This is a genomic window from Microbacterium sp. bgisy189 (assembly GCF_057707225.1).
In genome coordinates this window covers 567,116-593,077 of record NZ_JBYIPT010000001.1, presented here as the reverse complement: position 1 = coordinate 593,077, position 25,962 = coordinate 567,116, and the positions used below count along the sequence as shown (strand labels likewise).

General features: G+C 69.1%; 28 protein-coding genes. 11 read left to right on the top strand and 17 right to left on the bottom strand.

The features are described from left to right. The first annotated feature begins 1 nt into the window (after window position 1). Window positions 2-289: a GlsB/YeaQ/YmgE family stress response membrane protein gene (locus AC3ENX_RS02845; RefSeq protein ID WP_434810319.1), complete on the top strand. Its 288-nt coding sequence runs from the start codon at window positions 2-4 to the stop codon at window positions 287-289. Between the two features lie 9 nt (window positions 290-298). On the opposite strand, the gene AC3ENX_RS02840 is transcribed toward AC3ENX_RS02845, so the two are convergent. Then, on the bottom strand, window positions 299-1,018 hold the full coding sequence (locus AC3ENX_RS02840) for a ferritin-like fold-containing protein (RefSeq protein WP_434810318.1): 720 nt from the start codon (window positions 1,016-1,018) through the stop codon (window positions 299-301). Between the two features lie 163 nt (window positions 1,019-1,181). On the opposite strand from AC3ENX_RS02840, the gene AC3ENX_RS02835 reads away from it, so the two are divergent. Then, entirely contained in the window at window positions 1,182-2,687 is a 1,506-nt protein-coding gene (locus tag AC3ENX_RS02835) for a DEAD/DEAH box helicase (RefSeq protein ID WP_434810317.1), read from the top strand. A 40-nt stretch (window positions 2,688-2,727) separates the two neighbouring features. Here AC3ENX_RS02835 and AC3ENX_RS02830 read toward each other — a convergent pair whose 3' ends face one another. Further along, window positions 2,728-3,597 (bottom strand): PHP domain-containing protein, encoded by an 870-nt coding sequence (locus AC3ENX_RS02830; protein WP_434810316.1) that lies wholly within the window; start codon window positions 3,595-3,597, stop codon window positions 2,728-2,730. A gap of 65 nt (window positions 3,598-3,662) precedes the next feature. Between AC3ENX_RS02830 and AC3ENX_RS02825 the strand changes: the two genes are divergently transcribed. Both AC3ENX_RS02825 and AC3ENX_RS02820 read left to right on the top strand, forming a co-directional pair. Beyond that, window positions 3,663-4,697 (top strand): endonuclease/exonuclease/phosphatase family protein, encoded by a 1,035-nt coding sequence (locus AC3ENX_RS02825; protein ID WP_434810315.1) that lies wholly within the window; start codon window positions 3,663-3,665, stop codon window positions 4,695-4,697. Window positions 4,698-4,728: 31 nt separating this feature from the next. Then, the gene (locus AC3ENX_RS02820; RefSeq protein ID WP_434810314.1) at window positions 4,729-6,147 is read left to right on the top strand and encodes an aminopeptidase P family protein; all 1,419 of its coding nucleotides are present in this window, start codon (window positions 4,729-4,731) and stop codon (window positions 6,145-6,147) included. A 51-nt stretch (window positions 6,148-6,198) separates the two neighbouring features. Here the strand turns inward: AC3ENX_RS02820 and AC3ENX_RS02815 are convergent, their stop codons facing one another. Beyond that, window positions 6,199-6,897 (bottom strand): alpha/beta hydrolase family protein, encoded by a 699-nt coding sequence (locus AC3ENX_RS02815; protein WP_434810313.1) that lies wholly within the window; start codon window positions 6,895-6,897, stop codon window positions 6,199-6,201. Then, the gene (locus AC3ENX_RS02810; RefSeq protein ID WP_434810390.1) at window positions 6,894-7,466 is read right to left on the bottom strand and encodes a YflT domain-containing protein; all 573 of its coding nucleotides are present in this window, start codon (window positions 7,464-7,466) and stop codon (window positions 6,894-6,896) included. The genes AC3ENX_RS02815 and AC3ENX_RS02810 overlap by 4 nt, the downstream gene beginning before the upstream one ends. A gap of 61 nt (window positions 7,467-7,527) precedes the next feature. Between AC3ENX_RS02810 and AC3ENX_RS02805 the strand changes: the two genes are divergently transcribed. From AC3ENX_RS02805 to AC3ENX_RS02795, 3 genes are read left to right on the top strand one after another with little or no spacing between them, the layout of a single operon-like run. After that, window positions 7,528-8,802, top strand: a complete 1,275-nt coding sequence (locus AC3ENX_RS02805; RefSeq protein ID WP_434810312.1) for a magnesium transporter MgtE N-terminal domain-containing protein — start codon at window positions 7,528-7,530, stop codon at window positions 8,800-8,802. After that, window positions 8,802-9,332: a DUF1003 domain-containing protein gene (locus AC3ENX_RS02800; protein ID WP_434810311.1), complete on the top strand. Its 531-nt coding sequence runs from the start codon at window positions 8,802-8,804 to the stop codon at window positions 9,330-9,332. The genes AC3ENX_RS02805 and AC3ENX_RS02800 overlap by 1 nt, the downstream gene beginning before the upstream one ends. Then, window positions 9,329-10,468, top strand: a complete 1,140-nt coding sequence (locus AC3ENX_RS02795; RefSeq protein WP_434810310.1) for an Mrp/NBP35 family ATP-binding protein — start codon at window positions 9,329-9,331, stop codon at window positions 10,466-10,468. Before AC3ENX_RS02800 ends, AC3ENX_RS02795 begins: the two co-directional genes overlap by 4 nt. On the opposite strand, the gene AC3ENX_RS02790 is transcribed toward AC3ENX_RS02795, so the two are convergent. Continuing rightward, window positions 10,469-10,834, bottom strand: coding sequence for a twin-arginine translocase TatA/TatE family subunit (locus tag AC3ENX_RS02790; RefSeq protein ID WP_434810309.1), 366 nt, complete (start codon window positions 10,832-10,834; stop codon window positions 10,469-10,471). A gap of 70 nt (window positions 10,835-10,904) precedes the next feature. On the opposite strand from AC3ENX_RS02790, the gene AC3ENX_RS02785 reads away from it, so the two are divergent. Then, a complete protein-coding gene (locus tag AC3ENX_RS02785; RefSeq protein WP_434810308.1) occupies window positions 10,905-11,540 on the top strand; it encodes an O-methyltransferase in 636 nt (211 codons plus the stop codon). An 81-nt stretch (window positions 11,541-11,621) separates the two neighbouring features. Here AC3ENX_RS02785 and AC3ENX_RS02780 read toward each other — a convergent pair whose 3' ends face one another. The 3 genes from AC3ENX_RS02780 to dapE form a co-directional block, all read right to left on the bottom strand. Further along, entirely contained in the window at window positions 11,622-11,795 is a 174-nt protein-coding gene (locus tag AC3ENX_RS02780; RefSeq protein ID WP_076690416.1) for a DUF3117 domain-containing protein, read from the bottom strand. An 87-nt stretch (window positions 11,796-11,882) separates the two neighbouring features. Further along, a complete protein-coding gene (locus AC3ENX_RS02775; protein ID WP_434810306.1) occupies window positions 11,883-13,082 on the bottom strand; it encodes a hypothetical protein in 1,200 nt (399 codons plus the stop codon). Next, window positions 13,064-14,137, bottom strand: coding sequence for a succinyl-diaminopimelate desuccinylase (gene dapE, locus AC3ENX_RS02770; RefSeq protein ID WP_434810305.1), 1,074 nt, complete (start codon window positions 14,135-14,137; stop codon window positions 13,064-13,066). Before dapE ends, AC3ENX_RS02775 begins: the two co-directional genes overlap by 19 nt. 44 nt (window positions 14,138-14,181) lie before the next feature. Here dapE and dapD point away from each other — a divergent pair, with 44 nt between their 5' ends. Further along, window positions 14,182-15,126: a 2,3,4,5-tetrahydropyridine-2,6-dicarboxylate N-succinyltransferase gene (dapD, locus tag AC3ENX_RS02765; RefSeq protein ID WP_434810304.1), complete on the top strand. Its 945-nt coding sequence runs from the start codon at window positions 14,182-14,184 to the stop codon at window positions 15,124-15,126. 15 nt (window positions 15,127-15,141) lie between these two features. On the opposite strand, the gene AC3ENX_RS02760 is transcribed toward dapD, so the two are convergent. The 7 genes from AC3ENX_RS02760 to AC3ENX_RS02730 all read right to left on the bottom strand — a co-directional run bounded on the left by AC3ENX_RS02760 (window position 15,142) and on the right by AC3ENX_RS02730 (window position 21,151). Beyond that, a complete protein-coding gene (locus tag AC3ENX_RS02760; RefSeq protein WP_434810303.1) occupies window positions 15,142-16,746 on the bottom strand; it encodes an L-lactate permease in 1,605 nt (534 codons plus the stop codon). Between the two features lie 99 nt (window positions 16,747-16,845). After that, the gene (locus AC3ENX_RS02755; protein WP_434810389.1) at window positions 16,846-18,114 is read right to left on the bottom strand and encodes a citrate synthase; all 1,269 of its coding nucleotides are present in this window, start codon (window positions 18,112-18,114) and stop codon (window positions 16,846-16,848) included. 115 nt (window positions 18,115-18,229) lie between these two features. Next, window positions 18,230-19,339 carry a succinyldiaminopimelate transaminase gene (gene dapC / locus AC3ENX_RS02750; protein ID WP_434810302.1) on the bottom strand — a complete coding sequence of 370 codons (1,110 nt, stop codon included), beginning with the start codon at window positions 19,337-19,339 and terminating at the stop codon, window positions 18,230-18,232. Beyond that, window positions 19,340-19,660 carry a ferredoxin gene (fdxA, locus tag AC3ENX_RS02745; protein ID WP_434810301.1) on the bottom strand — a complete coding sequence of 107 codons (321 nt, stop codon included), beginning with the start codon at window positions 19,658-19,660 and terminating at the stop codon, window positions 19,340-19,342. A 9-nt stretch (window positions 19,661-19,669) separates the two neighbouring features. Then, entirely contained in the window at window positions 19,670-20,059 is a 390-nt protein-coding gene (locus AC3ENX_RS02740; protein ID WP_434810300.1) for a DUF6113 family protein, read from the bottom strand. A 37-nt stretch (window positions 20,060-20,096) separates the two neighbouring features. Beyond that, complete coding sequence (locus AC3ENX_RS02735) at window positions 20,097-20,411, bottom strand: AzlD domain-containing protein (RefSeq protein ID WP_434810298.1); 315 nt, start codon at window positions 20,409-20,411, stop codon at window positions 20,097-20,099. Continuing rightward, the gene (locus AC3ENX_RS02730; RefSeq protein ID WP_434810297.1) at window positions 20,408-21,151 is read right to left on the bottom strand and encodes an AzlC family ABC transporter permease; all 744 of its coding nucleotides are present in this window, start codon (window positions 21,149-21,151) and stop codon (window positions 20,408-20,410) included. The genes AC3ENX_RS02735 and AC3ENX_RS02730 overlap by 4 nt, the downstream gene beginning before the upstream one ends. Window positions 21,152-21,216: 65 nt before the next feature. Between AC3ENX_RS02730 and AC3ENX_RS02725 the strand changes: the two genes are divergently transcribed. Together AC3ENX_RS02725 and AC3ENX_RS02720 are read left to right on the top strand one after the other, a co-directional pair. Further along, window positions 21,217-21,765: a helix-turn-helix domain-containing protein gene (locus tag AC3ENX_RS02725; RefSeq protein ID WP_434810296.1), complete on the top strand. Its 549-nt coding sequence runs from the start codon at window positions 21,217-21,219 to the stop codon at window positions 21,763-21,765. 17 nt (window positions 21,766-21,782) lie between these two features. Then, complete coding sequence (locus tag AC3ENX_RS02720; RefSeq protein ID WP_434810294.1) at window positions 21,783-22,121, top strand: DUF2200 domain-containing protein; 339 nt, start codon at window positions 21,783-21,785, stop codon at window positions 22,119-22,121. 107 nt (window positions 22,122-22,228) lie between these two features. On the opposite strand, the gene typA is transcribed toward AC3ENX_RS02720, so the two are convergent. Both typA and AC3ENX_RS02710 read right to left on the bottom strand, forming a co-directional pair. Then, a complete protein-coding gene (gene typA / locus AC3ENX_RS02715) occupies window positions 22,229-24,142 on the bottom strand; it encodes a translational GTPase TypA (protein ID WP_434810293.1) in 1,914 nt (637 codons plus the stop codon). 88 nt (window positions 24,143-24,230) lie between these two features. After that, complete coding sequence (locus AC3ENX_RS02710) at window positions 24,231-25,946, bottom strand: ABC transporter ATP-binding protein (RefSeq protein ID WP_434810292.1); 1,716 nt, start codon at window positions 25,944-25,946, stop codon at window positions 24,231-24,233. Window positions 25,947-25,962 lie beyond the last annotated feature (16 nt).

Here is a 25,962-nt window from a genome sequence, read left to right as displayed (position 1 = left end):
CATGCAGATCCTGATCGCGCTCATCATCGGCGCGTCCTACGGTGCGCTGCTGCACTTCTTGATGGCCGGGCGCGACCTGCGCGGTGCGGCACTGGCGCCCCTGTTGGGTGCCGCCGTGGCTGGCGTGACGTGGCTCGCCTTCACGTGGGCGGGTGCGCCGATCACCGAGCCGTGGATCTGGCTGGCATCCATCGCGGTACCCGTGGTGGTGGTCCCGATCGCGCTGATCGCGCTGACGCGGGTGCGCACGGGACACGATGAGCGCGAGCGCGCGCGCCTGGGGATCTGACGACGCCTCTCAGGCGTCGAGCGCCATCGCCGACATCCGGCGCGAGTGCGCCGCCATCAGGTCGGTGAAGACGGGTTCGACCTTCTTCTCCTCGGCGGCGTCCAACGACCTCGGCCCGAGTGCACCGCGCGCGATGAGCAGCGTGTCGCCGACGAGGCGCCTCCCCCACATCGCGAGCAGCGAACGCCATTCGACGTCGGCCTCGATCGCATCGGTGAGGATGCCGACGAGGGCTTCTCGGTCGTCGTCCGCGCCCAGGATCTGCGCGACGCGCCGCCCAGTGTCGCCGTAGCTCGCCGACAGCGCGAGGTAGAAGTCGTCGAGCATCCCCGCCGTGATGTGCACCGACAGCATGGTCTCGAGCGGCCTGGCGCCGTGCGTCGCGCGCCGGAACGCGTCGAGCGGCTCGCGGAACGGGAGCATCAGATCGAGTGGGTCGTCGCCGCGTTCACGGATGACGGCGACCAGGGCGGCGTGCTTGTTCAACGCCGCGCCGGCGGCGCGTGAGATCGATTCCTTCTGTGAGAGCTCCGGCGTCGGCGCGATCAGCGCGCTCAGCGTCTCGAAGTATCCGAGTTGCAGGTAGGCGGCTTGCCCCAGGAAGGTGTCGATATCGGGCGCGAGCTCTTCGAAGTCGACGCGGCTGACGTCCCCATAGTCGCCGCGTGAACGCAGCCGGAGCACGCGCTCTTCGGGCCGTTTGCCGCGCTGCCAGAACCAGTTCACCACGCCCCCAGCCTAGAGGTGCGCGCCCTCGCTACCGGTGATTCCCGCGCACGACGGTAGGCTGGGACGGTCCCGGCGATGGAACGGGACCACCGCGCCTGTGTCAGCAAGAGGGCGTGGACCTTCTCACCCGGCGGCCGCACGCCGCCAGACAGGCAAGACAATCGTGACGACTTTCGCCGAGCTCGGCGTCGACCAGGACATCGTGGACGCCCTCGCGGCCAAGGGCATCGTGGATGCGTTCCCCATCCAGGAGCAGACCATCCCCCTGGGTCTGCCGGGCCAGGACATCATCGGCCAGGCCAAGACCGGCACCGGCAAGACCTTCGGCTTCGGCATTCCGGTCGTTCAGCGACTGGGCCTCGACCCCGAGCCCGGGGTGAAGGCGCTCATCGTCGTTCCGACCCGCGAACTCGCGGTGCAGGTCTACGAAGACATGGACATGCTCACCTCGAACCGCTCCACGAGCGTCGTCGCCATCTACGGCGGCAAGGCGTACGAGGGGCAGATCGACCAGCTCAAGGCCGGCGCGCAGATCGTCGTCGGCACGCCGGGCCGTCTCATCGACCTGAACAACCAGCGTCTGCTCGACCTGTCGAATGCGACCGAGGTCGTCCTCGACGAGGCCGACAAGATGCTCGACCTCGGCTTCCTCGCCGACATCGAGAAGATCTTCTCCAAGGTGCCCGCGGTGCGGCACACCCAGCTGTTCTCGGCGACCATGCCGGGCCCGATCGTCGCCCTGGCGCGCCGGTTCATGTCGAACCCCATCCACATGCGCGCGACCGACCCCGACGAGGGGCTCACGCAGGCAAACATCCGTCACCTCGTCTACCGCGCGCACTCGCTCGACAAGGACGAGGTCATCGCCCGCATCCTGCAGGCCGAAGGTCGCGGCAAGACTGTCATCTTCACGCGCACGAAGCGCGCCGCCCAGAAGCTCGTCGACGAGCTGAACGACCGCGGCTTCAACGCCGGCGCGGTGCACGGCGACATGAGCCAGGAGGCGCGCGAGCGGTCGATGGCCGGGTTCAAGGCGGGCAAGAAGGACGTGCTCATCGCGACCGACGTCGCCGCGCGCGGCATCGACGTCAACGACGTCACGCACGTGATCAACCACACGATCCCCGACGACGAGAAGACCTACCTGCACCGCGCGGGCCGCACCGGTCGCGCCGGGAAGACCGGCATCGCCGTCACCTTCGTCGACTGGGACGATCTGCACAAGTGGGCGCTCATCAACCGGGCCCTCGAGTTCGGTCAGCCCGAGCCCGTCGAGACCTATTCGTCGAGTCCGCACCTGTACACCGACCTCGACATCCCGGCGGGCACGAAGGGGCGCATCACAAAGGCGCCCGCCACCGCCACGGTGAAGTCCTCGCGTCCCGGCCGCGCGGCAGACGCGGCGCAGGAAGGTGAACCGGGCGGCTCGCGCCGCCGGCGTCGTCGTCGCTCGGGCGGCGACAAGGTCGGTGCGACCTTCGCCGAGGGTGCGGATGCCACGACTTCCGGGTCGGATGAGCATGCGAACGTGGATCGCGGCGCGGACGGTGCGGGAACGCACGACGGCGCAGGCAAGGAGCACCACGACGGCAAGCCGGCACCGGCGCGTCGTCGCCGCCGTCGTCGCGGCGGTGGTGGCGGCGGTCAAGCCGCGGCAGCGGGCGCCTGAGCCGACGGCACCGGATCTGAATCCGGAGTCTTCGGCGCACTCACGGGAAGACCGGCGCTGTGCCTGAGGCCCGGGCGATGATGCGCGCGACCATGTCCTCGCTCGTGGTGTGCTCCCCCGGCAGATTCGGCTTTCCAGCGCCGTGATAGTCGCTGGAGCCGGTGATGATGAGGTCGCGCGTTCGTGCCAGCGCTTGCAGCGTGCCGAGGGCGGGTTGGACGTTCTCACGGTGGCCGAGTTCGAACCCGGCCAACCCCGCATCGAGCATGCGCGACAGCAACCGCGACGGCAGCAGACCCGCGCGTCCCGCAGGGTGCGCGATGATCGGCACGCCCCCGGCCTCAGCGATCGTTGCGACCGCAGTGACGGGATCGGGGGCGTACAGCGCGACGTAGTACTCGCTGCCGGGGTGCAGCACGGTGGCGAAGGCGTCTTCGCGATTGCGGACGATGCCCTTCGCCACGAGCGCGTCGGCGATGTGCGGTCTGCCGACCGTCGCACCGACGGCGGTCTGACCCACGATGTCTTCCCACGTCAGATCGTGGTGACGCGAAAGACGCGCCGCCATCTCACGCGCCCGTGTCAGGCGCGACTCCCGGATTCGCGTCGTGAGTGCACGGACGGCCTCGTCATCCGGATCGAACAGATACCCGAGGACGTGCACGCTGCGCCACTCGTGTCGCGCGGACAGCTCCATGCCGGGCAGGAAGGTCATGTCCAGCGACGCGGCCGCCTCGGCCGCCTCGGCCCATCCAGACGTCGTGTCGTGGTCCGTGAGCGCAGCGGTGCGGATGCCGTGGGCATGCGCAGAGGCCATCACCTGCGCCGGCGGTTCGGTGCCGTCGGAGTGGTCCGAGTGCAGGTGCAGATCGGCCGGAGCGTGGAATCGTCCCCGCGCGTTCGCTGCCATCTGCCGAGCGTATCGCGGCGGGCGCATGCGTCGATCTCCCAGCCTGCTGACATAGGCTCGCCCACGTGCTGCGGCTGTTCGGGATCCTGGTCACGGTGGTGTTCGCCATCGGCGCGGCGATCGTGACCTGGCCACAGTTCTTCCGTCTGGAACGCACGCTGCCGTTCGCCCAGATCGTGTCCGTGCGCGCAGCCGTGCTCGCCGCATTCGCGATCGTCCTCGTGGTCGCACTCCTGCTGTCGATCGCGCGCCCGCTGCGCGCCTTCGCGGCCTCGATCGCCGCGATCTGCGTGTTGGCGGCCGTCGCGAACGCCGCCATCCTCGTCGCGCGTGGCCTCGGCACCGAAGAGCTGCCTGCGGCCACCGACACGAGTCTTCGCGTCATGACCTGGAATACGGCGGGTGCAGCCACCGACCCTGCCGAGATCGCGCAGACGGCCGTCGCCATGCAGGCCGACATCGTGGCACTGCCCGAGACGACGATCGAAACCGGCGAGGCCGTCGCGATCACGATGCGCGAGATGGGTCGCCCCATGTGGGCCCACCACGAGGACTACCGCAACCGCGAGGACTGGGCGCAGTGGGACGCGAACTCGACGACCCTGCTGATTTCTCCTGACCTCGGGGACTACGCGGTCGTGGAGTCCGTGGCATCCGGCACGACGAACACGTCAACGGTGCCGAGCGTCGTCGCGATGCCCGTCGACGGCGAAGGTCCGATCGTCGTGGCGGTGCATGCCGTGGCTCCGCGGCAGGACGCGATGTCGCAGTGGCGCGGTGACCTGCAGTGGGTCGCCGATCAATGCGCGAGCGACAATGTGATCCTCGCCGGAGACTTCAACGCCACGGTCGATCACATGGACCGTCTCGGCAGCGACGGCGGCACGCTCGGCAGATGCACCGACGCCGCCGCGCACACGGGCAACGGCGCCGTCGGCACGTGGACCACCGAAGTGCCCGCGCTGCTGGGCACACCGATCGACCACGTGATGGCGACGGATGCGTGGGTGGCGACCGGCTCCGTGGTGCTGCGGTCGCAAGATGCCGCGGGCAGCGACCACCGCCCGCTCATCGTGCAGTACGAGCCGGCATCCGGCTGACCGCGCACGCCAGGGGTGCGAGACTGGTCTCATGAGCACCAGCGAAAGCGACACGATCGCCGACACCGAGCAGGCGCCGCAGGAGAACACGAACCGCCGGCAGCCGTTCCCCCGGGGATTCCTCGACACCATCTCGACCGGATGGGCCGAACGTCCCGATCAGCTTCCGCCGCCGCGCGAGCAGGCTCCGTACGCCGCAGCGCGACGCGACGTGGTCTCGGCCGCCTTCACCGGCAAGCGCCTCGTCCTGCCGGCAGGTTCGCTCAAGCAGCGCTCGAACGACACCGACTACCCGTTCCGCGCGCACTCCGCGTTCTCGCATCTCACCGGCTGGGGTGCCGACGCGGTCCCCGACTCGGTGCTCGTGTTCGAACCGAACGGCGACGCCCACGACGTGACCCTCTATCTGCGCGAACGCGCCGACCGCACGACACCCGAGTTCTACGCGGATGCCACCGTCGGCGAGTTCTGGATCGGTCCGCGCCCGGCCCTCGAGGGCGTCGCCTCCGACCTCGGCATCGCGACGGCCCATCTCGACGCGTTCGAGTCGCGTGAGGGCGATGTCGTCCTCGACGAGGACGACGCGCTCACCGGATTCGTGTCCGAGCTTCGGCTCGTGAAGGACGAGTACGAGATCGAGCAGATGCGCCTCGCCGTCGAGGTCACCGGGCGCGGGTTCGACGACATCGTCGCCGACCTCCCCCGCATCGTCGCCACGCCGCGCGGCGAACGCGCCGTCGAAGGCGTCTTCCACCTGCGTGCGCGCACCGACGGAAACGGCGAAGGCTACGACACGATCGCCGCCTCGGGCCCGCATGCCTGCTACCTGCACTGGACGCGCAACGACGGCGCCGTCGTGCCCGGCGACCTGATCCTCGTCGACGCCGGCGTCGAGGTCGACAGCCTGTACACCGCCGACATCACCCGCACGCTGCCGGTGTCGGGCACGTTCACCGACATCCAGCGCCGCATCTACGAGACGGTGCGCGAAGCGGCCGATGCCGCGTTCGCGGCTGCCGTACCGGGCGTGAAGTTCCGCGCCGTGCACGAAGCCGCGATGCAGGTGATCGCGGCGCGCGTGGCCGAGTGGGGGCTGCTGCCGGTGACTGCCGAGGAGGCACTCGATGCCGATGCGGGTGGGCAGCACCGCCGCTACATGGTGCACGGCACGAGTCACCACCTCGGCATCGACGTCCACGACTGCGCGCAGGCACGCCGCGAGATGTACTACGACGGCCTGCTCGAACCGGGCATGGTGTTCACGATCGAACCGGGACTGTACTTCCAGATCGACGACCTCACGGTGCCCGAGGAGTACCGCGGCATCGGGGTGCGCATCGAGGACGACATCCTCATGACGGTGGACGGCCCAGTGAACCTGTCGGCTGACATCCCGCGCACGGCCGACGAGGTCGAGGCCTGGATCGCGCGGGCGAACGCCGCGCCGTGACGCAGAAGCGAGGCGACCGCGCTCGGCGGCGAGCCCTCGCGGGAGCGCCGGCTACGCCGCGGGCCGCTGAGCGATCGCGCGCATCCACTCCACGACGCGCACGGCCAGCCCGGCACCGACCTCGTCGGCGGGGCGCTTCGCACCCTTGATCTCGAAGGAATGGCCGCCGCCGGTCACCCACGAGATCTCGGCGTCGCGGCACGCCGCGACCGCCTCCTCGAGTTGGGTGAGCGGATGAATGAACGGGTCGTTCGAGCCCTCGACGAACAGCTGCGGCTGGGTGATGTCGGGCAGGTGCGCCGTTCGCGCCTTCTCGGGGTCGCCCGGCGGGTGCAGGGGGTAGCCGAGATATGCGAGGCCGGCGGGAGCGATCCGCCCCTCGGCGGCCGCCATCGACGCCATCCGCCCGCCGTAGGACTTGCCCGCGGCGAACCAGACACCCTGTTCCGCGAGCGACGCGGCGTGTCCGGCGACGGCGTCCCAGGCGGCGATCGCGTGGGCGGCGGGGCCCGGCATCCGGCGACCCGCGACGCGGTACGGAAAGTCGAACGTCACGGTCGTGACTCCGGCCTCGGCGGCGGCCCGGGCGAATCCGACCATGAAGGGGTGGTTGCGTCCGGCTCCCGCGCCATGTGCGAGCGCGAGCACGGCCCACGAGTCGGCGGCGACGTAGGTCGTGACCGGCACCTCCACGACGCCGGCCGGTAACGGCACCGGAAGCGTGTGGGTGGGCTCGGAGTACTCGCTCACGCCGGTCGGTCCTCGTCGGGCGCGGGCTCCGGTGCCGGATGTGCGTCGGTGATCCGCTCCCCGTACTGCGGCGGTGCGTCGTCGATGGGTGCGGGCGCGGCCGGCTGCGCGGCCGCCTGTGCCCGCCCGAGAACCTCGCGCGCACGAGCGAGACTGCGCGGCAGCACCGTGACCTCGTAGTCTTCGGCGATCATCTGCGTGATCGAGGTGTAGTCCCGACGACGCCGGATGATCGAGTACGTGATGATGCTCATCAGCATGCCGAGGGCGATGCCGACAAGCATGACGCCGATGAACACCTGCAACGCAGCGTTCGGCGTGCCCAGCACGAAGATCGCCGAGAACAGCAGACCCAGCAGGATGCCGTTGATCGCACCCGACCGCGCCGCCGCGGCGTAGCCGAGACGTCCGGTCACGCGCTCGACCGATCGCAGACCCCGTCCGACGATCGCGATGTCCTTCGCGGGGATCTCGGCCTCGATCAGCTTCGAGACGGCCTGCTGCGCACCCTCGTACGAGGCGAAGTCGGCGATCGTCTCGCCGTGGTCCTGCGGCGCGCCGCCCATCATGCTCACGGCACCATTGTGTCACGCACCCGCCAGGCGATCACGGGCGGACTACGCTGGTCGGGTGAGTACGCAGAGGGTTTTCGTCGCGCGCCTGACAGGGTGCTCGGTCTTCGACCCCGCGGGCGACCGGCTCGGCAAGGTCCGGGATGTCGTCGTCATCTATCGAAAAGACGACCCGCCGCGCGTCGTCGGTCTCGTCGTCGAGATTCCCGGCCGACGTCATGTGTTCCTCTCCATCGGCAGGGTCACCTCCATCGCCACCGGTCAGGTCATCACGACGGGTCTCATCAACGTGCGCCGCTTCCAGCAGCGCGGCGGTGAGGTGCGCGTCATGGCCGAGATGATCGGCCGCAAGGTCTACCTCAACGACGGCTCCGGTCAGGCCGTCATCGAAGACGTCGCGATCGAGCGCAACCGGCTCGGCGAATGGGACATCGGACAGCTCTTCCTGCGACGGCCGAAGACCAGCGGCGCCCCGTTCGCGAAGGGGCCGACGACGTTCGCCGCCTGGTCTGCGGTGCGCGAGGACCAGGCTCCCGGCGAGGCGCAGTCAGCCGAGCAGTTGGTCGCGACCTACTCCGAACTCAAGCCGGCCGACCTCGCGAACACCCTGCTCGACCTGCCCGAGGAGCGGCTGCTCGAGGTCGCCGAAGAGCTTCCTGACGACCGTCTCGCCGACGCCCTCGAAGAGATGCCCGAAGAAGAGCAGGTCCACATCCTCGAAGCGCTCGGCGATGAGCGCGCAGCAGACATCCTCGACCAGATGGAGCCCGACGACGCCGCCGATGTGCTCGCGCAGCTCACCGAGGAGCAGCGCGAGGAGCTGCTCGAGCTCATGCAGCCCGAAGAGGCCGAAGATGTCCGCGAACTGCTGAAGTACGGCGCCGACACCGCGGGCGGCCTCATGACGAGCGAGCCGATCGTCCTTCCCGCCGATGCGACGGTCGCCGAGGCGCTCGCGCTCATCCGCCGTCACGAACTGCACCCGGCCCTGGCCGCGTCGGTGTTCGTGACGCTGCCCCCGTACGAGACACCGACCGGCAGACTGCTCGGCACCGTGCACTTCCAGCGGATGCTGCGCTACCCGCCGCACGAGCGGCTGGGTGCGATCATCGACGACGACGTCGACGCCGTGCAGGCAACCGCACCGGCCGCGGAGGTCGCGCGCCTGCTGGCGAGCTACGACCTCGTCTCACTGCCCGTCGTCGATCAGGCGCACCGCCTCGTAGGCGCCGTCAGTGTCGACGACATGCTCGACTACCTGCTGCCGAAGGACTGGCGCTCCCATGACGGCTCCCCGGCGCCGGCCGCCCCGACGCGGAGTGCACGCTCGTGATGGCCCGGGCACCGAAAGTCGCCCTCGACGCGCCCCGCGGTCGTCGGCGAGCCGGTGTGCTCACCCGCACATCACAGCCCAGTCGCGACCGGTTCGGCCGCTTCACGGAGTGGATTGCACGGGCGATGGGCACCCCAGCCTTTCTGCTGATCCTGACGGGCTTCTGCGTCGCGTGGATCCTGTGGAACACGGTCGCCCCGGCGAACCTGCGCTTCGACGATGCCGCGCTCGGGTTCACGGCGCTCACGCTCATGCTGTCGCTGCAGGCCTCGTACGCCGCGCCCCTCATCCTGCTCGCCCAGAACCGACAGGACGACCGCGACCGCGTGCAGATCGAACAGGACCGACAACGAGCCGAACGCAACCTCGCCGACACCGAGTACCTGGCACGCGAGGTCGTCGCGTTGCGGATGGCGCTCACCGAGGTGTCGGAACACCTCGTGACCCGCGACATGCTGCGTGAAGAGCTGCGAGAGCTCATCGAGAACGTGCGTCGCGAAGGCGACGACGCCGGGGAATCGCCGTCGTGACCGCCGATGAAGCCGTCCGGCGCGCCGTCGCGGCCGTGACGGACCCCGAGCTTCGCCGCCCGATCGGCGAACTCGACATGGTGCGCGGCATCCGGGTCGATGGCGCGGTCGCACACGTCGGCATCGTGCTGACGATCGTCGGCTGCCCCGCCGCCGACCGCATCGAGCGCGACGTGCGGGATGCCGCGGCATCCGTCGACGGGATCACCGACGTCGAGGTCGAGGTCGGCGTCATGACCGGCGAGGAGCGCCGCGCGCTCACCGAGAAGCTGCGTGATGGCCGACCCGCCCGCCAGATGCCGTTCGGACCTGATTCGCTGACTCGCGTCGTGGCGGTCACGAGCGGCAAGGGGGGTGTCGGCAAGTCCACACTGACGGCAGGGCTCGCCGTCGCGGCTGCTCGATCCGGACTTCGCGTCGGACTCATCGACGCGGACGTGCACGGGTTCTCGATTCCTGGGCTGCTCGGTCTCAACGGTCCTGACGGGAGACCGCCGCAGCCCACACGCATCGATGACCTCATGCTGCCGCCGGTCGCGCACGGCGTGAAGACGATTTCGATCGGCATGTTCCTGCCGCCTGACGCCACCGCCTCGGCCGTCGCATGGCGTGGCCCGATGCTCCACCGGACGGTGCAGCAGTTCCTCACCGATGTGTTCTTCGGCGACCTCGACCTGCTGCTGATCGACATGCCGCCGGGAACCGGTGACGTCGCGATCTCGGTGGGCCAACTGCTCCCCCATGCCGATGTGCTCGTCGTCACGACGCCGCAATCGGCGGCGTCCGACGTCGCGGTGCGAAGCGGCGAGGTGGCCCGTCAGACGGGACAGCGCGTCATCGGCGTCGTCGAGAACATGGCAGCCATGACCCTGTCCGACGGGACCGTGCTCGACCTGTTCGGCTCGGGTGGCGGCGCCGAGGTCGCTCGCTCGCTGTCGTCACCCGATGCCGAGGTGCCGCTGCTGGGCAGTGTGCCGCTCTCCCCCGGCCTGCGCGCGGGCGGTGACTCCGGCGTGCCGATCGTCGTCGGCGATCCCGACGATCCGGCGGCGCGGGCGATCACCGCGATCGCGACGGCGCTGACGACGCGCCCCCGCGGCCTCGCGGGCCGCTCCCTTCCCGTCGCCCCCCGCTGATCAGGTCGCCTCGGTGTCGAAGGGCACCGAGCCCTCCGCGACCTCGGCCTTCGGCGGGTGCGTCGAGGTCTTCGCGACGGCGGTGCCGACGACTGCCGCCTGCACCGTCGGAACGGGCGCGTCATCGAGGAGCGCATCGCGGATGATGCGACGCGGGTCGTACTGGCGCGGGTCGAGTTTGCGCCACTCGATGTCGTCGCCCATCTCATCTCGGACCCGGGTCTTCGCTCCGTTGAGCCAGTCGCGTGCGCGCACGGTGAAGCGGCCGAGCGCCTCGGCATAGCGAGGCAGCCGTTCGGGGCCGACCAGCAGGACGGCCACCACGAGGATGAGGATGAGCTTCTCCCCATCGAGACCGAAGAACATGCGTCCAGGTTACCCGTGCGCCTGGCGTGCGGATGCCGCACTCGGCCGTACGCTGGGCGTGGAGGTTCTCATGCGCGAACACGACGCGATCCGGCGCTTCGCCGACGAGGCGACGGTCGAACCCGACGCGATCAGTCGAGCGCGCGCCCACGCGCTCGAGCTCGGCGCCGATCCGGTCAGCCCGACCGTCGGCGCCCAGATCGCCGTGCTGGCGGCCGCGACGGCCGCGTTGAACATCGTCGAGATCGGCACCGGCGGCGGTGTCTCAGGCCTGTGGCTGCTGCACGGCTCGCCCCGCGCAACCCTCACGACGATCGACAAGGAGCCCGAGCACCTCGCAGCCGCCCGCAAGGCTTTCCAGGACGCTCGGATCGCACCGGCACGCGCCAGGTTCATCACGGGGCGCGCCGCCGACGTCCTCCCCCGCATGAACGAGGCGTCGTACGACATCGTGCTCGTCGACGCCGACCCCGAGAACGTGATCGAATACGTCGAGCACGGCCTGCGGCTGGCCCGAGTCGGTGGAACCGTGCTCGTGCCGCGGGTGCTCGCCGGCGGCGCCGTCGCCGATCCCGTCAAGCGCGACCCCATCGTGAGCGCCTACCGCTCCCTCATCCACGAGACCCAGGCATCGCCTGCCGTCCTCGGAGCACTGTCGATCACGGGCGAGGGGCTGCTGCAGCTGACGAGCGTCGGCGGCCGCTGAGTCTGCGGCATCCGCTCCAGCCGTCGCCGGGAAACGACGAACGGCCGGTCCGAAGACCGGCCGCCACCTGGTGGGTCATCGTCAGGCTGCGCCGACGACCTCACCGAGGACACCGTGGAGCTCCTTGGCTTCCTCATCGTTCACCGAAACGACGAGACGGCCTCCGCCCTCGAGAGGCACGCGAACGATGATCAGGCGCCCCTCCTTCACGGCCTCCATAGGTCCGTCCCCCGTGCGCGGCTTCATGGCTGCCATAGCGTTCCCTTTCGTCTTCGGACTGCATTTCAAGTTTACCCGGGTTCACGGGGCATCGTCGCGCAGCCGATGACGCACGCTGTCAGATCACGGTATCTGCATGTACGTGTTCCCCTGCGCGTACATGTTGAAGATCCACCACCACTGCGCGCCGAGACACGCGACGAGCACGCCGATCCGCCAAGCCGGATGGCGCGGCGCGGCGAGCGCACCGCTCAAGGGCGCGAGCGGCACGAGCAGTCGGAACAGACTCGACTGGGGAAAGAACACCGCGAGCAGGTAGATCAGATATGACGCCGCCCACAATCTCATGACGACGCCGAGGCGCCGCACGTCACGGTGCCAGAGCAGGAGGGCCGCCGCCCCACCGCCCAGCACGACAAGCAAGACGACGCCGAGCCAGGCGGGCAGACCCCACAGCGGGAACCAGATGCCTGCGGCCTGGATCCACCCCTCGAATGGGACGAAGCCCGCCTCGTGGGCACCCGTCCACGCGCGACGCCACGACAGCTCGGTCTCGAGATATGCCCCGGGGTCGCCGGTCACGACAGCGGCGATCACCTGCCATGAGAAGCCGACGGCTGCGGCGAGCAACCCCAGCGCGACGATGTGCACGACGTCACGAACCGGCAGGGGGTCACGGCTGCGCCGGAAAAACCGCCAGATGCCGTACAGCGCCAACAGCAGTGAGAACGCGAGCACACCCGGGCGTGTGTATCCCATGAGCGGGATCAGTGCATACAGCCACCACCAGCTGCGGCGACGCAGCGCGATGAGGGCGAGCAGCAGCCACAGCAGAAACAGCGACTCGGCATACCCCACCTGGAACAGCGCCGCAAGCGGACCGGCGGCGAAGAACACGACCGCCCACAGGGTCGCGTCGGCGTCGAGCCTGTCGCGCAGCAGCACATACAGCGCGAGGCATGCGAGGAATCCCGCGACGAGCGAGACGAGGATGGCTGCGGGCGGGTAGAACCCTCCGAAGGGCAGCGACAGGGCCTTCGCGAGATACGGGTAGAGCGGCATGAACGCCCACGCGTTCTGCTCGACGACGCCGTCGTCCGATCTGGGCAGCTCCGACGGATAGCCGGACTCGGCGACGAGCCAGTACCACTGCGCATCCCATCCCATCAACAGATCGCCGAGGGTGGCGTGCTCGCCGAAGCGGGATGCAGGCCCCGAAAGGTTCGCCGCGAGGAGAAAGAAGCCGGTCGTGACCAGTCGCGCCGAAAGGTAGACGAGCGCGATGCGCAGGACGACCTGCGGGGTCAGGCGCCGCTCAGCCACGCGCGCAGACCGCGTTCGACGTCGTCGATCTGCGCGATCGGCACGCGCTCTTCGTCGTGGTGCGCCAGGTGGGGGTCACCCGGACCATAGTTGACGGCAGGAACACCCATCGCAGAGAAGCGCGCGACATCCGTCCAGCCGTACTTGGGTCGAGGCTGGGCGCCGACTGCGGTGACGAACTGCTTCGCGATTTCGGCATCGAGCCCCGGACGCGCACCGGCGGCGCGGTCTGTGATTCGCACATCGAACCCTGCGAAGACGTCGCGAACGTGCTGCTCGGCCTCGGAGAGGTCACGGCTGGGCGCGAACCGGTAGTTGACTTCGATCTCGCACGCGTCGGGAATGACGTTGCCCGCGACACCGCCGCTGATGCGAACCGCGTTGAGACCTTCGCGGTAGACCAGTCCCTCGACATCGACTTCGCGGGGACGGTACTCGGCGAGGCGCGCGAGAATCGGCGCCGCCTTGTGAATGGCGTTCTCACCGATCCACGACCGCGCGCTGTGTGAACGCACGCCGGTCGTGCTCACGACGGCACGCAGATTGCCGTTGCAGCCTCCCTCGACCTCCCCATTGGAGGGCTCGCCGAGGATTGCGAAGTCTCCCTCGAACAGGTCAGGTCGGGCCGCGGAGAGTCGGTTGAGCCCGTTGAGCTCGGCATCCACCTCTTCGTGGTCGTACCACATCCAGGTGATGTCGACGACGGGGTCTGTGAGTTCGGCGGCGAGTTTCAGCTGTACCGCGACCCCCGCCTTCATGTCGACGGTGCCACGCCCCCACAGGTGCGGAACGCCCTCGATCTCGATGTCACGGAGCGGCAGGTTCGCGTTGATCGGCACGGTGTCGATGTGGCCGGCGATGACGACGCGCTGCGCGCGCCCGAGCGACGTCCGGGCCACGATCGTGTCGCCGTCCCGATACACCTCGAGATGCGCGAGGGGTGCGAGCGCCTCGTGGATGGCATCGGCGAGCACCTGCTCATCGCCCGAGACACTCGGGATGTCGCAGATCGCGCGGGTGAGGTCGACGGCCGAAGCGGTGAGATCGAGGCGCATGTCATCGAGTCTAGCCAGGGCGCCCGGGCCGATAATCTGGAGGGATGAGTGAGCAGCGTTGGGTGTGGGGTACGGGTCTGGCGACGACGAGCGGCGACGGGACGGTCCTCGACACCTGGTTCCCCGCTCCGACGGTGGGACGAGCCCCTGCAGATCCCGACACGACGGCGCTCGACGCCTTCGCCGTCGCCGATGAGCGACGCAACGTGTCCGTGCAGGTGGTGACGGTCGAGATCGATTTGGATGCCGCTCCCACCGGCACCTCCGACGCCTACCTCCGCCTGCACGCGCTGTCGCATCTGCTGGTCGCCCCGAACGAGGTGAACCTCGACGGCATCTTCGGGCACCTTCCGATCGTGGCGTGGTCGACGGCCGGACCGATCCTTCCCTCCGACGCCGAGCGGCTCCGCCCGGCGCTCGTGCGCGCCGGCATCCAGGTGCACAGCCTCGACAAGTTCCCGCGTCTGGTCGACTACGTGACGCCGGCCGGTGTGCGCATCGCCGACGCCTCGCGGGTGCGCCTCGGCGCCCACCTCGCCCCCGGCACGACCGTCATGCACGAAGGATTCGTGAACTTCAACGCCGGCACCCTCGGGTCTTCGATGGTCGAGGGCCGCATCTCACAGGGTGTCGTCGTTGGCGACGGCAGCGACATCGGCGGCGGCGCCTCCATCATGGGCACGCTCTCGGGCGGCGGCAGCCACCGTGTCGCGATCGGCGCCCGCACGCTGCTGGGCGCCAACGCCGGTATCGGCATCTCGCTCGGTGACGACTGCATCGTCGAGGCGGGCCTGTACGTCACGGCGGGGTCGAAGATCGTCCTCGCCGACGAGCCAGTGCGCGCCGACGGTTCGCGCCCGGTCGTGAAGGGTGGCGAGCTGTCGGGGCAGTCCGGCATCCTGTTCCGCCGCAATTCGCTCACCGGCGCCATCGAGGCCGTCCGCCGTCAGGGCGTGGGCGTCACGCTCAACGAAGCGCTCCACGCCTGAGCGGGACCGTCGCCGTCAAACCAGGCCGCTGAGCACCCACGTCCACACGCACTGGAACGCGAGCATGCCGAGGCTGTAGCCGATCGCGGCTCGGAGGATCTCGGACTCTCGGCCCGAGAGGCCGACGGCGCCCGCGGCGATCGCGATCGACTGCGGCGAGATCACCTTGGCGGTCGTGCCGCCCGCCGTGTTCGCAGCGACCAGGGTCGCCGGCGCGACGCCCAGCTCGCCCGCCGTCACGACCTGCAGCGGGGCGAACAGGGTGTTGTTGTTGACCACTGATCCGGTGAGGAAGACCCCGATCCACCCGATGATCGACGCGATCAGCGGGAACACCGGACCGACGGCGGCGATCGCCGTCCCCATCGTGGCGGAGCCGCCGGAGTAGTTGGCGATGTTCGCGAGCACAAGGATGATCGCGATGAGTGCGACCGCCTGCCACAGCTCCCCCACCGTCGCCACCATCTCGCGCCACGCCATGCGCCACGTGATCGTCGCAGTCGTGAGCGCCGTGATCACCGCCGCGACGAGGATCGCGGTGCCGGTTGCGTTCAGCGGGGTGAACGCCCACGTCGCTGTGACCGTCTCCCCCGCCGCCGACGCGATCGCGCCGGTGAGCCCCGGAACCGGTACCGCTGCCACAGCCCACCCGAGCGCTCCCCCAGCCGCGAACAGTGTCTTGAAGGCGGGCAGGCTCCACACGAGGATGACGGCGGTCAGCACGTAGAACGGGCTCCACGCCGTCACGACCTCGCGGAACGTGTGCCTCGCAACCGAAGGCTCCGGCGCGCCGGGCTCGCGGAAGATCCGCTTCGGACGCCAGACCCGGCCGAGCGCGAAGACGGCGACCATCGCGCCAAGGCCTGCGCTCAGGTCTGCAAGCTCCGGGCCCAGGAACCACAGGACACCCGCCTGCAGCCCGCTGAAGACCACGGTCACGGTCAGCGTCGCAGGCCACGTCTCGCGAAGCCCGCGCCACCCGTCGAGGATCAGCACGAGCACGAACGGGATCAGCAGCGTGAGCGGCTGCAGAATGACGACGAGGGCGCGGGACAGTTCCTGCACGTCCATGCCGCTCACCTGCGCACCGACGATGACCGGGATGCCGATGGCGCCGTACGCGCCGGCACCCGCGTTGGCCACGAGCGAGAGCATCGCCGCCTTCACGGGGCGGAAGCCGAGCTGCACGAGCAGCGCCGCGCAGATCGCGATCGGCACGCCGAATCCGGCCGCGCCTTCGAGGAACGCGCCGAAACCGAAGCTGATGAGCAGCACCTGGATGCGCTGGTCGGGCGAGACGCCGGCGATCGATGATCGGATCACATCGAAACGGCCACTGGCGACAGCGAGTTTGTACAGCCAAACCGCCATGACGATGATGTACGCGATCGGCCAGAGGGCCGTCAGCAGCCCGAGCAAGCCGGCACCGGTGATTGCAGAGGCAGGCATGCCGAACCCCGCGGCTGCGACCACGACCTGCACCACGAGAGCGATGACTCCCGCCCAGAGTCCGCGCATGCGCAGCGCCACCAGGCACAGCAGGAACACGAGAATGGGGGCCGCGGCCAGCAGGGCCGACAGCCACGCGTTCCCGAGCGGATCAGTCTGCGCAACCCACATCGTCTCCCCCGCACTCGACGCACGGCGGCGCCGTCATGCACAGGCTATCGACGCCTGCGTGCGGAGGATCAGGTCTCGGACCGTGAGAAATCCGGGCGGTCAGGCGCCCGGGTACTGGCGTTCGGCGGCACCCGTGTAGAGCTGCTGGGGCCGGCCGATCTTGGTCTGCGGGTCGTTCTGCATCTCGCGCCAGTGGGCGAGCCAGCCAGGCAGGCGGCCGATCGCGAACAGCACCGTGAACATGCGCGTCGGAAAGCCCATCGCCTTGTAGATGACGCCGGTGTAGAAGTCGACGTTCGGGTAGAGGCGACGCTCCCTGAAGTAGTCGTCGTTGAGCGCGATCTCTTCGAGCTGCTTGGCGAGGTCGAGCAGCGGGTCGCTGACGCCCAGCGCCTCGAGCACCTCGTCCGCCGATTCCTTGACGAGCTTGGCCCGCGGATCGTAGTTCTTGTAGACGCGGTGCCCGAAGCCCATGAGCTTCACGCCGTCTTCCTTGTTCTTGACCCGCTCGACAAACCGCTCGACGCTCTCGCCGGAGTCGCGGATGCGCGCGAGCATGTCGAGGACAGCCTCGTTGGCGCCGCCGTGCAGCGGCCCGTAGAGCGCGTTGATGCCGGCCGAAATCGACGAGAACTGGTTGGCACCGGTCGAGCCGACCAGTCGCACCGTCGACGTCGAGGCGTTCTGCTCGTGATCCTCATGCAGGATCAGCAGTCGCTCGAGCGCGCGGGACATGACCGGGTCGACCTCGTAGGGCTCGGCGAGGACGCCGAAGTTCAGCTTGAGGAAGTTGTCGACGAAGCTGAGCGAGTTGTCGGGGTACAGGAAGGCCTGACCGATGCTCTTCTTGTGCGCATACGCGGCGATCACCGGCAGCTTCGCGAGCAGGCGGATCGTGTTCAGCTCGACATGCTCGGGGTCGTTGGGGTCTGACTGGTGCTCGTAGTACGTCGACAGCGCGGCCGTCGCCGCAGACAGCATCGACATGGGGTGCGCAGTCGACGGCAGCGCCGAGAAGAAGCGCTTGAGGTCTTCGTGCAGCAGGGTGTGACGGCGGATGCGCTCGTCGAACGCGGCCAACTCGTCGGCAGTGGGCAGTTCGCCGTAGAGCAGCAGCCACGCGATCTCGAGGTAGGTCGAGTTCTTCGCGAGCTGTTCGATCGGGTACCCGCGGTAGCGCAGGATGCCCTGGTCGCCGTCGATGTAGGTGATCGCCGACTTGGTCGCCGCCGTATTCACGAAGCCGTAGTCAAGCGCAGTGTGGCCCGTCTGCCGGGTGAAGGTCGAGAAGTCGACGCTCGGGACGCCGCCCGTACCGGGAACGATCGGCAACTCGGCGCGCTTGTCGCCGATTGCGACGGTAGCCATCTGGGGGGTGCCCGTGTCGCTCACGAAGCCTCCTTGCGGTCGTCCGTATTGGTGCGATTACAGCCTATCGGGCCGATCGTCCTATGCAGATCCACGCCAAAGGATCGCAGGATCCTTAGGAGGATGCCGACAGCCTGCGGGCCGCCTCGGCTATCCGCTCATCCGTCGCCGTGAGCGAGAACCGCACGTGCTGCGGGTGGTGCTCACCGTAGAAGTGGCCGGGACCGGCGAGGATGCCGAGGTCGGCGAGCACATCGAGGCTCTGCCACGCGTCTTCGCCGCGCGTCGCCCACAGGTAGAGGCCGCCTTCGCTGTGGTCGATGCGGAACCCCGCGGCCTCGACAGCGGGACGAAGGATGTCGCGGCGCGTCCGGTAGCGCTCCTTCTGCTGTTCGACGTGCGCGTCATCGCCGAGCGCGACCGCCATTGCCGCCTGGACAGGCGCCGGCAGCATGAGGCCGAGGTGCTTTCGGGCGGTCAGCAGCTTGGCGACGATCGCCGCATCGCCCGCGAGGAACGCGGCGCGGTAACCGGCGAGGTTGGACTGCTTGCTCAGCGAGTAGACGGCCAGCACACCCGTGAGGTCGGTTCCGACGACGCGCGGATCCAACATGCTCGGCACGGGTTCGTGCGCCCAGGGGCCGTCCCAGCCGAGCTCGGCGTAGCACTCGTCCGAGGCGATCACGGCGCCGAGTTCGCGGGCCCGTGCGACGGCGGCACGCAGCTCATCGACCGACAGGACGCGGCCGTCGGGATTGCCGGGCGAATTGATCCAGACCAGCCGCGTCCCGTCCGGCCACGACGAGGGATCGTCGGCCGCGACCGGTTGCGCCCCGACCAGCCGCGCACCGACCTCGTACGTCGGGTAGGCGGCTCGCGGGTGGACAACCGTGTCGCCCGGGCCGAGCCCGAGCAGCAGGGGCAGCAGCGCGACGAGCTCTTTCGAACCGATCGTCGGGAGGACGTTGGCCGGTTGCAGTCCGTGGACGCCGCGGCGCCGGGCGAACCAGTCGACGATGGCGCTTCGCAGCGCCGAGGTTCCGACGGTCTGCGGATAGGCGTGCGCGTCGGTCGCAGCCTTCAACGCTTCGGCGACGATCGTCGGCGTCGCGTCGACGGGCGACCCGATCGACAGGTCGACGATGCCGTCCGGGTGACGGCGCGCGCGCTCCGCGTAAGGCGCGACGGCATCCCAGGGGTAGTCGGCGAGGTCGCGGACGCCCATCTACTCGCCCTGGGGCGGGAGGGCGGCGATGATCGGGTGGTCCTTCTTGATGACGCCGACCTTCGCGGCACCGCCGGGCGAGCCGATGTCGTCGAAGAAGTCGACGTTGGCGGTGTAGTAGTCCTGCCACTCGTCGGGCAGGTCGTCTTCGTAGTAGATCGCCTCGACGGGGCACACCGGCTCGCACGCACCGCAGTCGACGCACTCGTCGGGGTGGATGTAGAGCGAACGCTCACCCTCGTAGATGCAATCGACGGGACACTCGTCGATGCACGCACGGTCCTTCACATCGACACACGGCAGGGCGATCACATACGTCACCCGGCCAGTCTAGTTCGTGCGCTCCGGTGCGGGTGTCGCCCGCGACGGCCATGCGGCGATGATGCCGACCATGAGCGGAACGGCGATCGTCCAGATGACGCCGGTCGACAGTTCACCCGACTCGGGCGCCGGCACGACGACCGAACCGCCCGGCCCTCGGCCGGAGAAGACGAGCGTTGCGAGCATCGCCCCGGCACCGGTCGCGACTGCGGCCCAGCGATCTTCCGTGAGGAGCCGCACTGCCAGCAGGAGCGCCCCCGTGCCGATGATCGCGACGAGCAGGCCGACGGGAACTGGGCCCACGAACGACGACTGCCCGATCGTGCCCGCCACGCCGAACACCGCGCCGATCACGGCCGCGACGACCCAGGACACGACCTTCGCCCACGAACCCTTCACGCCTGCCATCGTACGCGGCGCGCCGTGCGGTCGCCCGTCACGCCGCCCAGCCCCAAAGGCGCAACAGTGCGGCGACGGCGGCTGCCGCGACGACCACGACGAGGAAGGGTGCTCGCAGCAACAACAGCCCCGCCGCAACCAACAGAGCCGGCATCCGGGCATCGACGACCACGGCCTGCCCGACGCCGAGCGTCTGGACGGCGACGAGGGCCGCCAACAGCGCCACCGTGAGCAGATCGGTGATGCGCGCAGGGGTCGGCTGCTCGAACCAGGCCGGTGGGATCAGGTAGCCGACGCCCTTCAGCCCCACGCAGATGATCGACGCCAGCAGCACGGCGTTCCACAGGGTCACGGCAGTCCTTCCCGCTCCGGGACGTCGTCCGGTTCCGGGGCCGGTGCCTCGCGGCGTCCCAGCCAGTTCGTCCAGCCGACGACGACGGCGACCAGCGCGGCGACCAGCACCGGCATCCCCGGCATCAGCAGCGGGGTGGTGACCGTGGCGACCACAGCGGCGGCGATCCCGACCGCGATCGCCTGCCGTTCGCGCAGCCGTGGCCACAGCAACGCGAGGAACGCGGCCGCTGCGGCGGCATCCAGTCCATACGCCCGCACGTCGCCGAGCACGTCGCCCAGCAGCGCGCCGACGAGGGTGAACAGGTTCCAGCCCAGGTAGATGCCGAGCCCGGTCGCCCAGAAGCCCACCAGTCGGGCCCGCGGCGTCGTCTGGGCGAGCGAGACCGCGGTCGATTCGTCGATGGTGAACTGCGCGGCGGCGGTACGACGCAGCGCGCCCGGGCCGATCACGGGCGACATCCGCAGCCCGTAGGCGACGTTGCGCACGCCCAGCAGCGCAGACGAGGCGATCGCGGCGGGGGCCGCCGCCAGTCCCCCGCCGGCGATCACGCCGACGAAGGCGAACTGCGAGCCGCCCGTGAACATGAGCAGGCTCAGCACGCAGGTCTGCCACACGTCGAGCCCTGCCGCGACGGCCAGCGCGCCGAACGACACCCCGTACGCGCTCGTCGCCAATGCGACGCCGATCGCGTCACGCCACGCGCGACGCGTCTCCCCCGGCTGATCTGACGAACGCATGATCAACATGATGAACGAGGTGACGTCGTTCGTCAAACCTGCCGGGTGTTTGTCATAATGAACAGATGGATGCTCTCGGACCCCGGATCGCCACCGCGCTGCGACGCGAACGCGAGCGAGCGGGGCTGAGCGTGTCCGAGCTCGCCCGGCGCTCGAACGTCTCGAAGGCGACCGTGTCGCAACTCGAGAGCGGCAGCGGCAACCCGAGCGTCGAGACGCTGTGGGCGATCGCCACCGCACTCGACGTGCCGTTCTCGGTGTTCGTGGAGGACCGCCTGGACGCGCCGCAGCTCATCCGAGCCTCCGACGGCTCCGCGGTCCGGGCTGCGGACGCACCGTACGAGGCACTGCTGCTGGCCGCCGGTGCACCGAACGCCCGAAGCGACCTGTACGTGCTGCGCGCCGAACCCGGCTCCCCCAGGCGCTCGGCACCCCACAGCCACGGCACGACCGAACACGTCGTGATCATCACCGGCAGCGCGAACGTCGGCCCCGCCGACGAGCCGTTCACACTGCACGTCGGCGACTACCTGCGCTATGCGGGCGACGCGGGTCATGTCTTCGAGGCGCTCGAGCCGGGCACCTCGGCGGTGCTGCTGTCCGAGGTCCGCTGACGGGTTAGCCTGCTGGCATGCACCGCATCTTCGGCATGCCCTTTGCATCGATCTACCCCCTCTACATCCAGAAGGTCGAGAAGAAGGGCCGTACGCAAGCCGAGCTCGATGAAGTCCTCACGTGGCTCACGGGATTCGACGCTGACGCGCTGCGCGGACACCTCGACGCCAAGACGACCCTGGCCGACTTCTTCGCCGCCGCGACGCTCAACCCGCGCGCCGACCAGATCACGGGCGTGATCTGCGGCATCCGCGTCGAGCAGATCGAAGACCCGCTCATGCAGAAGATCCGCTTCATGGACAAGCTCGTCGACGAACTGGCACGCGGCAAGGCGATGGAGAAAATTCTGCGCTGACACACCCCGCCGAACCCTCAGAGAATGCGCGAACCCCCACACTTTGCACGAGCAAACCGTCAGGGTTCGCGGAAAGTGTGAGGGTTCGCGGTGGATGCCGGCGCGGGTCAGGCGTTGGCATCCTGACGCTTCAGGCGCGACGCGGCGCGGCCGCGCTCGGTCGCGTCGAGGATCACCTTGCGGATGCGCACCTTCTCGGGCGTCACCTCGACACACTCGTCCTCACGGGCGAACTCGAGGCTCTCCTCCAGCGACAGCTGTCGCGGCGGGGTCAGACGCTCGAGCTCGTCGGCGGTCGACGAACGCATGTTGGTGAGCTTCTTCTCCTTGGTGATGTTGACGTCCATGTCGTCGGCGCGGGTGTTCTCGCCGACGACCATGCCCTCGTACACCTCTTCGGTGGGCTGTACGAAGAAGCTCATGCGCTCCTGCAGCGCCATCATCGCGAAGGGCGTCACGACACCGGAGCGGTCGGCGACGATCGAGCCGTTCTGGCGGGCGACGATCTGCCCGGCCCAGTCGTCGTAGCCGTGCGAGATCGCGTTGGCGATGCCGGTGCCGCGAGTGACCGAGAGGAACTCGGTGCGGAAGCCGATGAGACCGCGCGAGGGCACGACGAACTCCATGCGCACCCAGCCGGTGCCGTGGTTGACCATCGTCTCCATGCGGCCCTTGCGGGCGGCGAGCAGCTGCGTGATCGAGCCGAGGTACTCCTCGGGCGCGTCGATCGTGAGGTGCTCGAAGGGCTCCTGGACCTGGCCGTTCTCGCCCTTGCGGGTGACCACCTGGGGCTTGCCGACCGTGAGCTCGAAGCCCTCACGGCGCATGTTCTCGACGAGGATCGCGAGGGCCAGCTCACCACGGCCCTGCACCTCCCACGCGTCGGGACGGCCGATGTCGACGACGTTGAGGGACACGTTGCCGATGAGCTCGCGGTCGAGGCGGTCCTTCACCATGCGTGCGGTGACCTTGTGACCCTTGACCTTGCCGACCAGTGGTGAGGTGTTCGTGCCGATCGTCATCGAGATGGCGGGGTCGTCGACCGTGATGGCCGGCAGCGGGCGCACGTCTTCGGGATCGGCGATCGTCTCACCGATCGTGATCTCTTCGATGCCGGCGATCGCGACGATGTCGCCGGGGCCGGCGGACTCCGCCGGGTACCGCTCGAGGGCGCGGGTCTTCAGCAGCTCGGTGATGCGGGCATTGGTGTGCGAGCCGTCGTGGCGCACCCAGGCGACAGTCTGCCCCTTCTTCAGCGTGCCGTTGAAGACGCGCAGCAGCGCGAGACGGCCGAGGAACGGCGACGAGTCGAGGTTCGTGACCCACGCCTGCAGCGGCGCGTCGTCGTCGTATGCCGGAGCGGGAACGTGCTCGAGGATCGCGGCGAACAGCGGCTCGAGGTCGTCGTTGTCGGGCAGTTCACCGTTGGCGGGGCGCGTGCGAGAGGCGGCACCTGCGCGACCGGAGGCGTAGACGACCGGAACGTCGAGCAACGCATCGACATCGAGGTCGGGCACGTCGTCCTGCAGGTCGGAGGCCAGACCCAGCAGCAGGTCGTGGGCCTCCTCCTCGACCTCGGCGATGCGCGCGTCAGGCCGGTCGGTCTTGTTCACGAGCAAGATGACGGGGAGCTTCGCTTCGAGCGCCTTGCGCAGCACGAAGCGTGTCTGCGGCAGCGGGCCCTCCGACGCGTCGACGAGCAGCACGACGCCGTCGACCATCGACAGGCCGCGCTCGACCTCGCCGCCGAAGTCGGCGTGACCGGGGGTGTCGATCACGTTGATCGTGATCGGCTCGTCGGTGTGCGCGCCGTTGTAGGTGATCGCCGTGTTCTTGGCGAGGATCGTGATGCCCTTCTCACGCTCGAGGTCGTTCGAGTCCATCGCGCGCTCTTCGACGTGCGCGTGCTCGCCGAACGAGCCGGTCTGGCGGAGCATGGCGTCGACGAGGGTCGTCTTGCCGTGGTCGACGTGCGCGACGATCGCCACGTTGCGGAGGTCGGGACGGAGGGCGCGCGCCATGAGGATTCCTTGTGAGAAATGAGAAGGGGATGCACCCGGAGCCGGGTGCATCCCATTCTACAAGCCGAAGCCGCTTCGGCAGGTCAGGCTACTGTTGGCTGGCCAGAAGGGCCGCTCGAGCCTCGCGGCGCTCACGCTGCTCGGCCGGGTCGGGCACCGGCACCGCCGCGATGAGTCGCTGCGTGTACGGATCCTTCGGGCTGCGCAGGATCTGCTCCTTCGTGCCCTGCTCGACGATCTTGCCGTGCTGCATGACCGCGATCCGGTCGGCGAGCATGTCGACGACGGCGAGGTCGTGCGTCACGAACAGGGTCGCGAACTGCTTCTCCTTCTGGATCTGCTGCAGCAACTCCAGCACGCGCGCCTGCACCGACACATCCAGCGCGCTCGTCGGCTCGTCGGCGACGAGCACCTCGGGGTCGAGGGCGAGCGCGCGGGCGATGCCGATGCGCTGCCGCTGACCGCCCGACAACTCGTGCGGGTAGCGGTTGCGGAAGTCGCGCGGCAGCTCGACCATGTCGAGCAGCTCCTCGACGCGCTTGCCGATGGTGCCCTTCTCCCAGTCCGACAGTTCGAGCGGCTCACCGATGGACACGCCGACAGGCCAGCGCGGGTTCAGCGAGGAACCCGGGTCCTGGAAGACGATGCCGAGCTTGCGTCGAACGGCGCGAAGCTGCTTGGCATCCACCCCGACCATCTCTTGACCGGCGACCCGCATCGTGCCTTCGGCGATCGGCACGAGGCCGACCACAGCACGGGCGATCGTCGTCTTGCCCGACCCGGACTCGCCGACCAGACCCATGACTTCACCGGGCTGGATCGACAGATTCGCACCCTCGACGGCGCGGAACGCCGCGACGCGTCCGCGCTTGGGGTACTCGATCGAGACGTTCTCGAGACGAAGCGCAGCCGTGGCGTCGTCGCTGATCCGGTCTTCCTCGGGTGTCGCCTCGCCGAGGCCGAGGTGCGGCACGGATGCCATGAGCGCCCGCGTGTAGGGGTGCTTCGCCTCGCCGAAGATCTGCGCGACGGGTCCGTGCTCCACCACGTCGCCGTCCTTCATCACCATGACGTCGTCGGCCATGTCGGCGACGACGCCCATGTCGTGGGTGATGAGGATGATGGCCGAGTCCAGCTTGGTGTGGAGGTTGCGGAGCAGATCGAGGATCTCGGCCTGCACCGTCACATCCAGCGCCGTCGTCGGCTCATCGGCGATGAGGACCCGCGGGTCGAGCGCGATCGACTGCGCGATCATGGCGCGCTGCCGCTGCCCGCCCGAGAGCTGGTGCGGGTAGGAGTTGAACGCCTTCTCGGGGTCGGGCATCTCCACGAGGCCGAGCAACTCGATCGAGCGGGCCTTCGCCTGCTTGCGCGTCATGCCGGGGCGGTGGGTGAGAAGCGTCTCCGAGATCTGGAACCCGATCGTGAACACCGGGTTCAGCGCCGTCATCGGCTCCTGGAAGATCGCCGAGATCCCCTCACCGCGCACCTTCCGCAGCATCTCCGGCGGTGCGCCCACGAGCTCACGCCCGGCGAGCTTCGCGCTGCCGGTGACACGGGCGTTCTTGGGGAGCAGGCCCATGATCGCCATCGAGCTCGTGCTCTTGCCCGAACCCGACTCGCCGACGATCGCGAGCACCTTGCCGGGCATGAGGTCGTACGAGATGCGCTTCGCGGCAGCCGCCCATTTCTCGCCGACCCAGAACTCGACACTCAGGTCCGAGACCGACAGTGCCGGGCCGTCATAGGCCTCTCCGGGAACGTAGGTGCGCTTCTTGTTCGGCGTCCGATCCGTCGCGCTCATCGCGATCCCTCCCGTG

What these genes read in the sequence shown, in the direction of transcription:
- AC3ENX_RS02845 (WP_434810319.1), top strand. Translation starts at nt 2, where the DNA reads ATGCAGATCCTGATCGCGCTCATCATCGGCGCGTCCTACGGTGCGCTG.
- AC3ENX_RS02830 (WP_434810316.1), bottom strand. Translation starts at nt 3,597, where the DNA reads ATGGCAGCGAACGCGCGGGGACGATTCCACGCTCCGGCCGATCTGCAC.
- AC3ENX_RS02820 (WP_434810314.1), top strand. Translation starts at nt 4,729, where the DNA reads ATGAGCACCAGCGAAAGCGACACGATCGCCGACACCGAGCAGGCGCCG.
- AC3ENX_RS02810 (WP_434810390.1), bottom strand. Translation starts at nt 7,466, where the DNA reads ATGATGGGCGGCGCGCCGCAGGACCACGGCGAGACGATCGCCGACTTC.
- AC3ENX_RS02800 (WP_434810311.1), top strand. Translation starts at nt 8,802, where the DNA reads ATGGCCCGGGCACCGAAAGTCGCCCTCGACGCGCCCCGCGGTCGTCGG.
- AC3ENX_RS02790 (WP_434810309.1), bottom strand. Translation starts at nt 10,834, where the DNA reads ATGTTCTTCGGTCTCGATGGGGAGAAGCTCATCCTCATCCTCGTGGTG.
- AC3ENX_RS02785 (WP_434810308.1), top strand. Translation starts at nt 10,905, where the DNA reads ATGCGCGAACACGACGCGATCCGGCGCTTCGCCGACGAGGCGACGGTC.
- AC3ENX_RS02780 (WP_076690416.1), bottom strand. Translation starts at nt 11,795, where the DNA reads ATGGCAGCCATGAAGCCGCGCACGGGGGACGGACCTATGGAGGCCGTG.
- dapE (WP_434810305.1), bottom strand. Translation starts at nt 14,137, where the DNA reads ATGCGCCTCGATCTCACCGCTTCGGCCGTCGACCTCACCCGCGCGATC.
- dapD (WP_434810304.1), top strand. Translation starts at nt 14,182, where the DNA reads ATGAGTGAGCAGCGTTGGGTGTGGGGTACGGGTCTGGCGACGACGAGC.
- AC3ENX_RS02760 (WP_434810303.1), bottom strand. Translation starts at nt 16,746, where the DNA reads ATGTGGGTTGCGCAGACTGATCCGCTCGGGAACGCGTGGCTGTCGGCC.
- AC3ENX_RS02755 (WP_434810389.1), bottom strand. Translation starts at nt 18,114, where the DNA reads ATGGCTACCGTCGCAATCGGCGACAAGCGCGCCGAGTTGCCGATCGTT.
- dapC (WP_434810302.1), bottom strand. Translation starts at nt 19,339, where the DNA reads ATGGGCGTCCGCGACCTCGCCGACTACCCCTGGGATGCCGTCGCGCCT.
- AC3ENX_RS02730 (WP_434810297.1), bottom strand. Translation starts at nt 21,151, where the DNA reads ATGCGTTCGTCAGATCAGCCGGGGGAGACGCGTCGCGCGTGGCGTGAC.
- AC3ENX_RS02725 (WP_434810296.1), top strand. Translation starts at nt 21,217, where the DNA reads ATGGATGCTCTCGGACCCCGGATCGCCACCGCGCTGCGACGCGAACGC.
- AC3ENX_RS02720 (WP_434810294.1), top strand. Translation starts at nt 21,783, where the DNA reads ATGCACCGCATCTTCGGCATGCCCTTTGCATCGATCTACCCCCTCTAC.
- typA (WP_434810293.1), bottom strand. Translation starts at nt 24,142, where the DNA reads ATGGCGCGCGCCCTCCGTCCCGACCTCCGCAACGTGGCGATCGTCGCG.
- AC3ENX_RS02710 (WP_434810292.1), bottom strand. Translation starts at nt 25,946, where the DNA reads ATGAGCGCGACGGATCGGACGCCGAACAAGAAGCGCACCTACGTTCCC.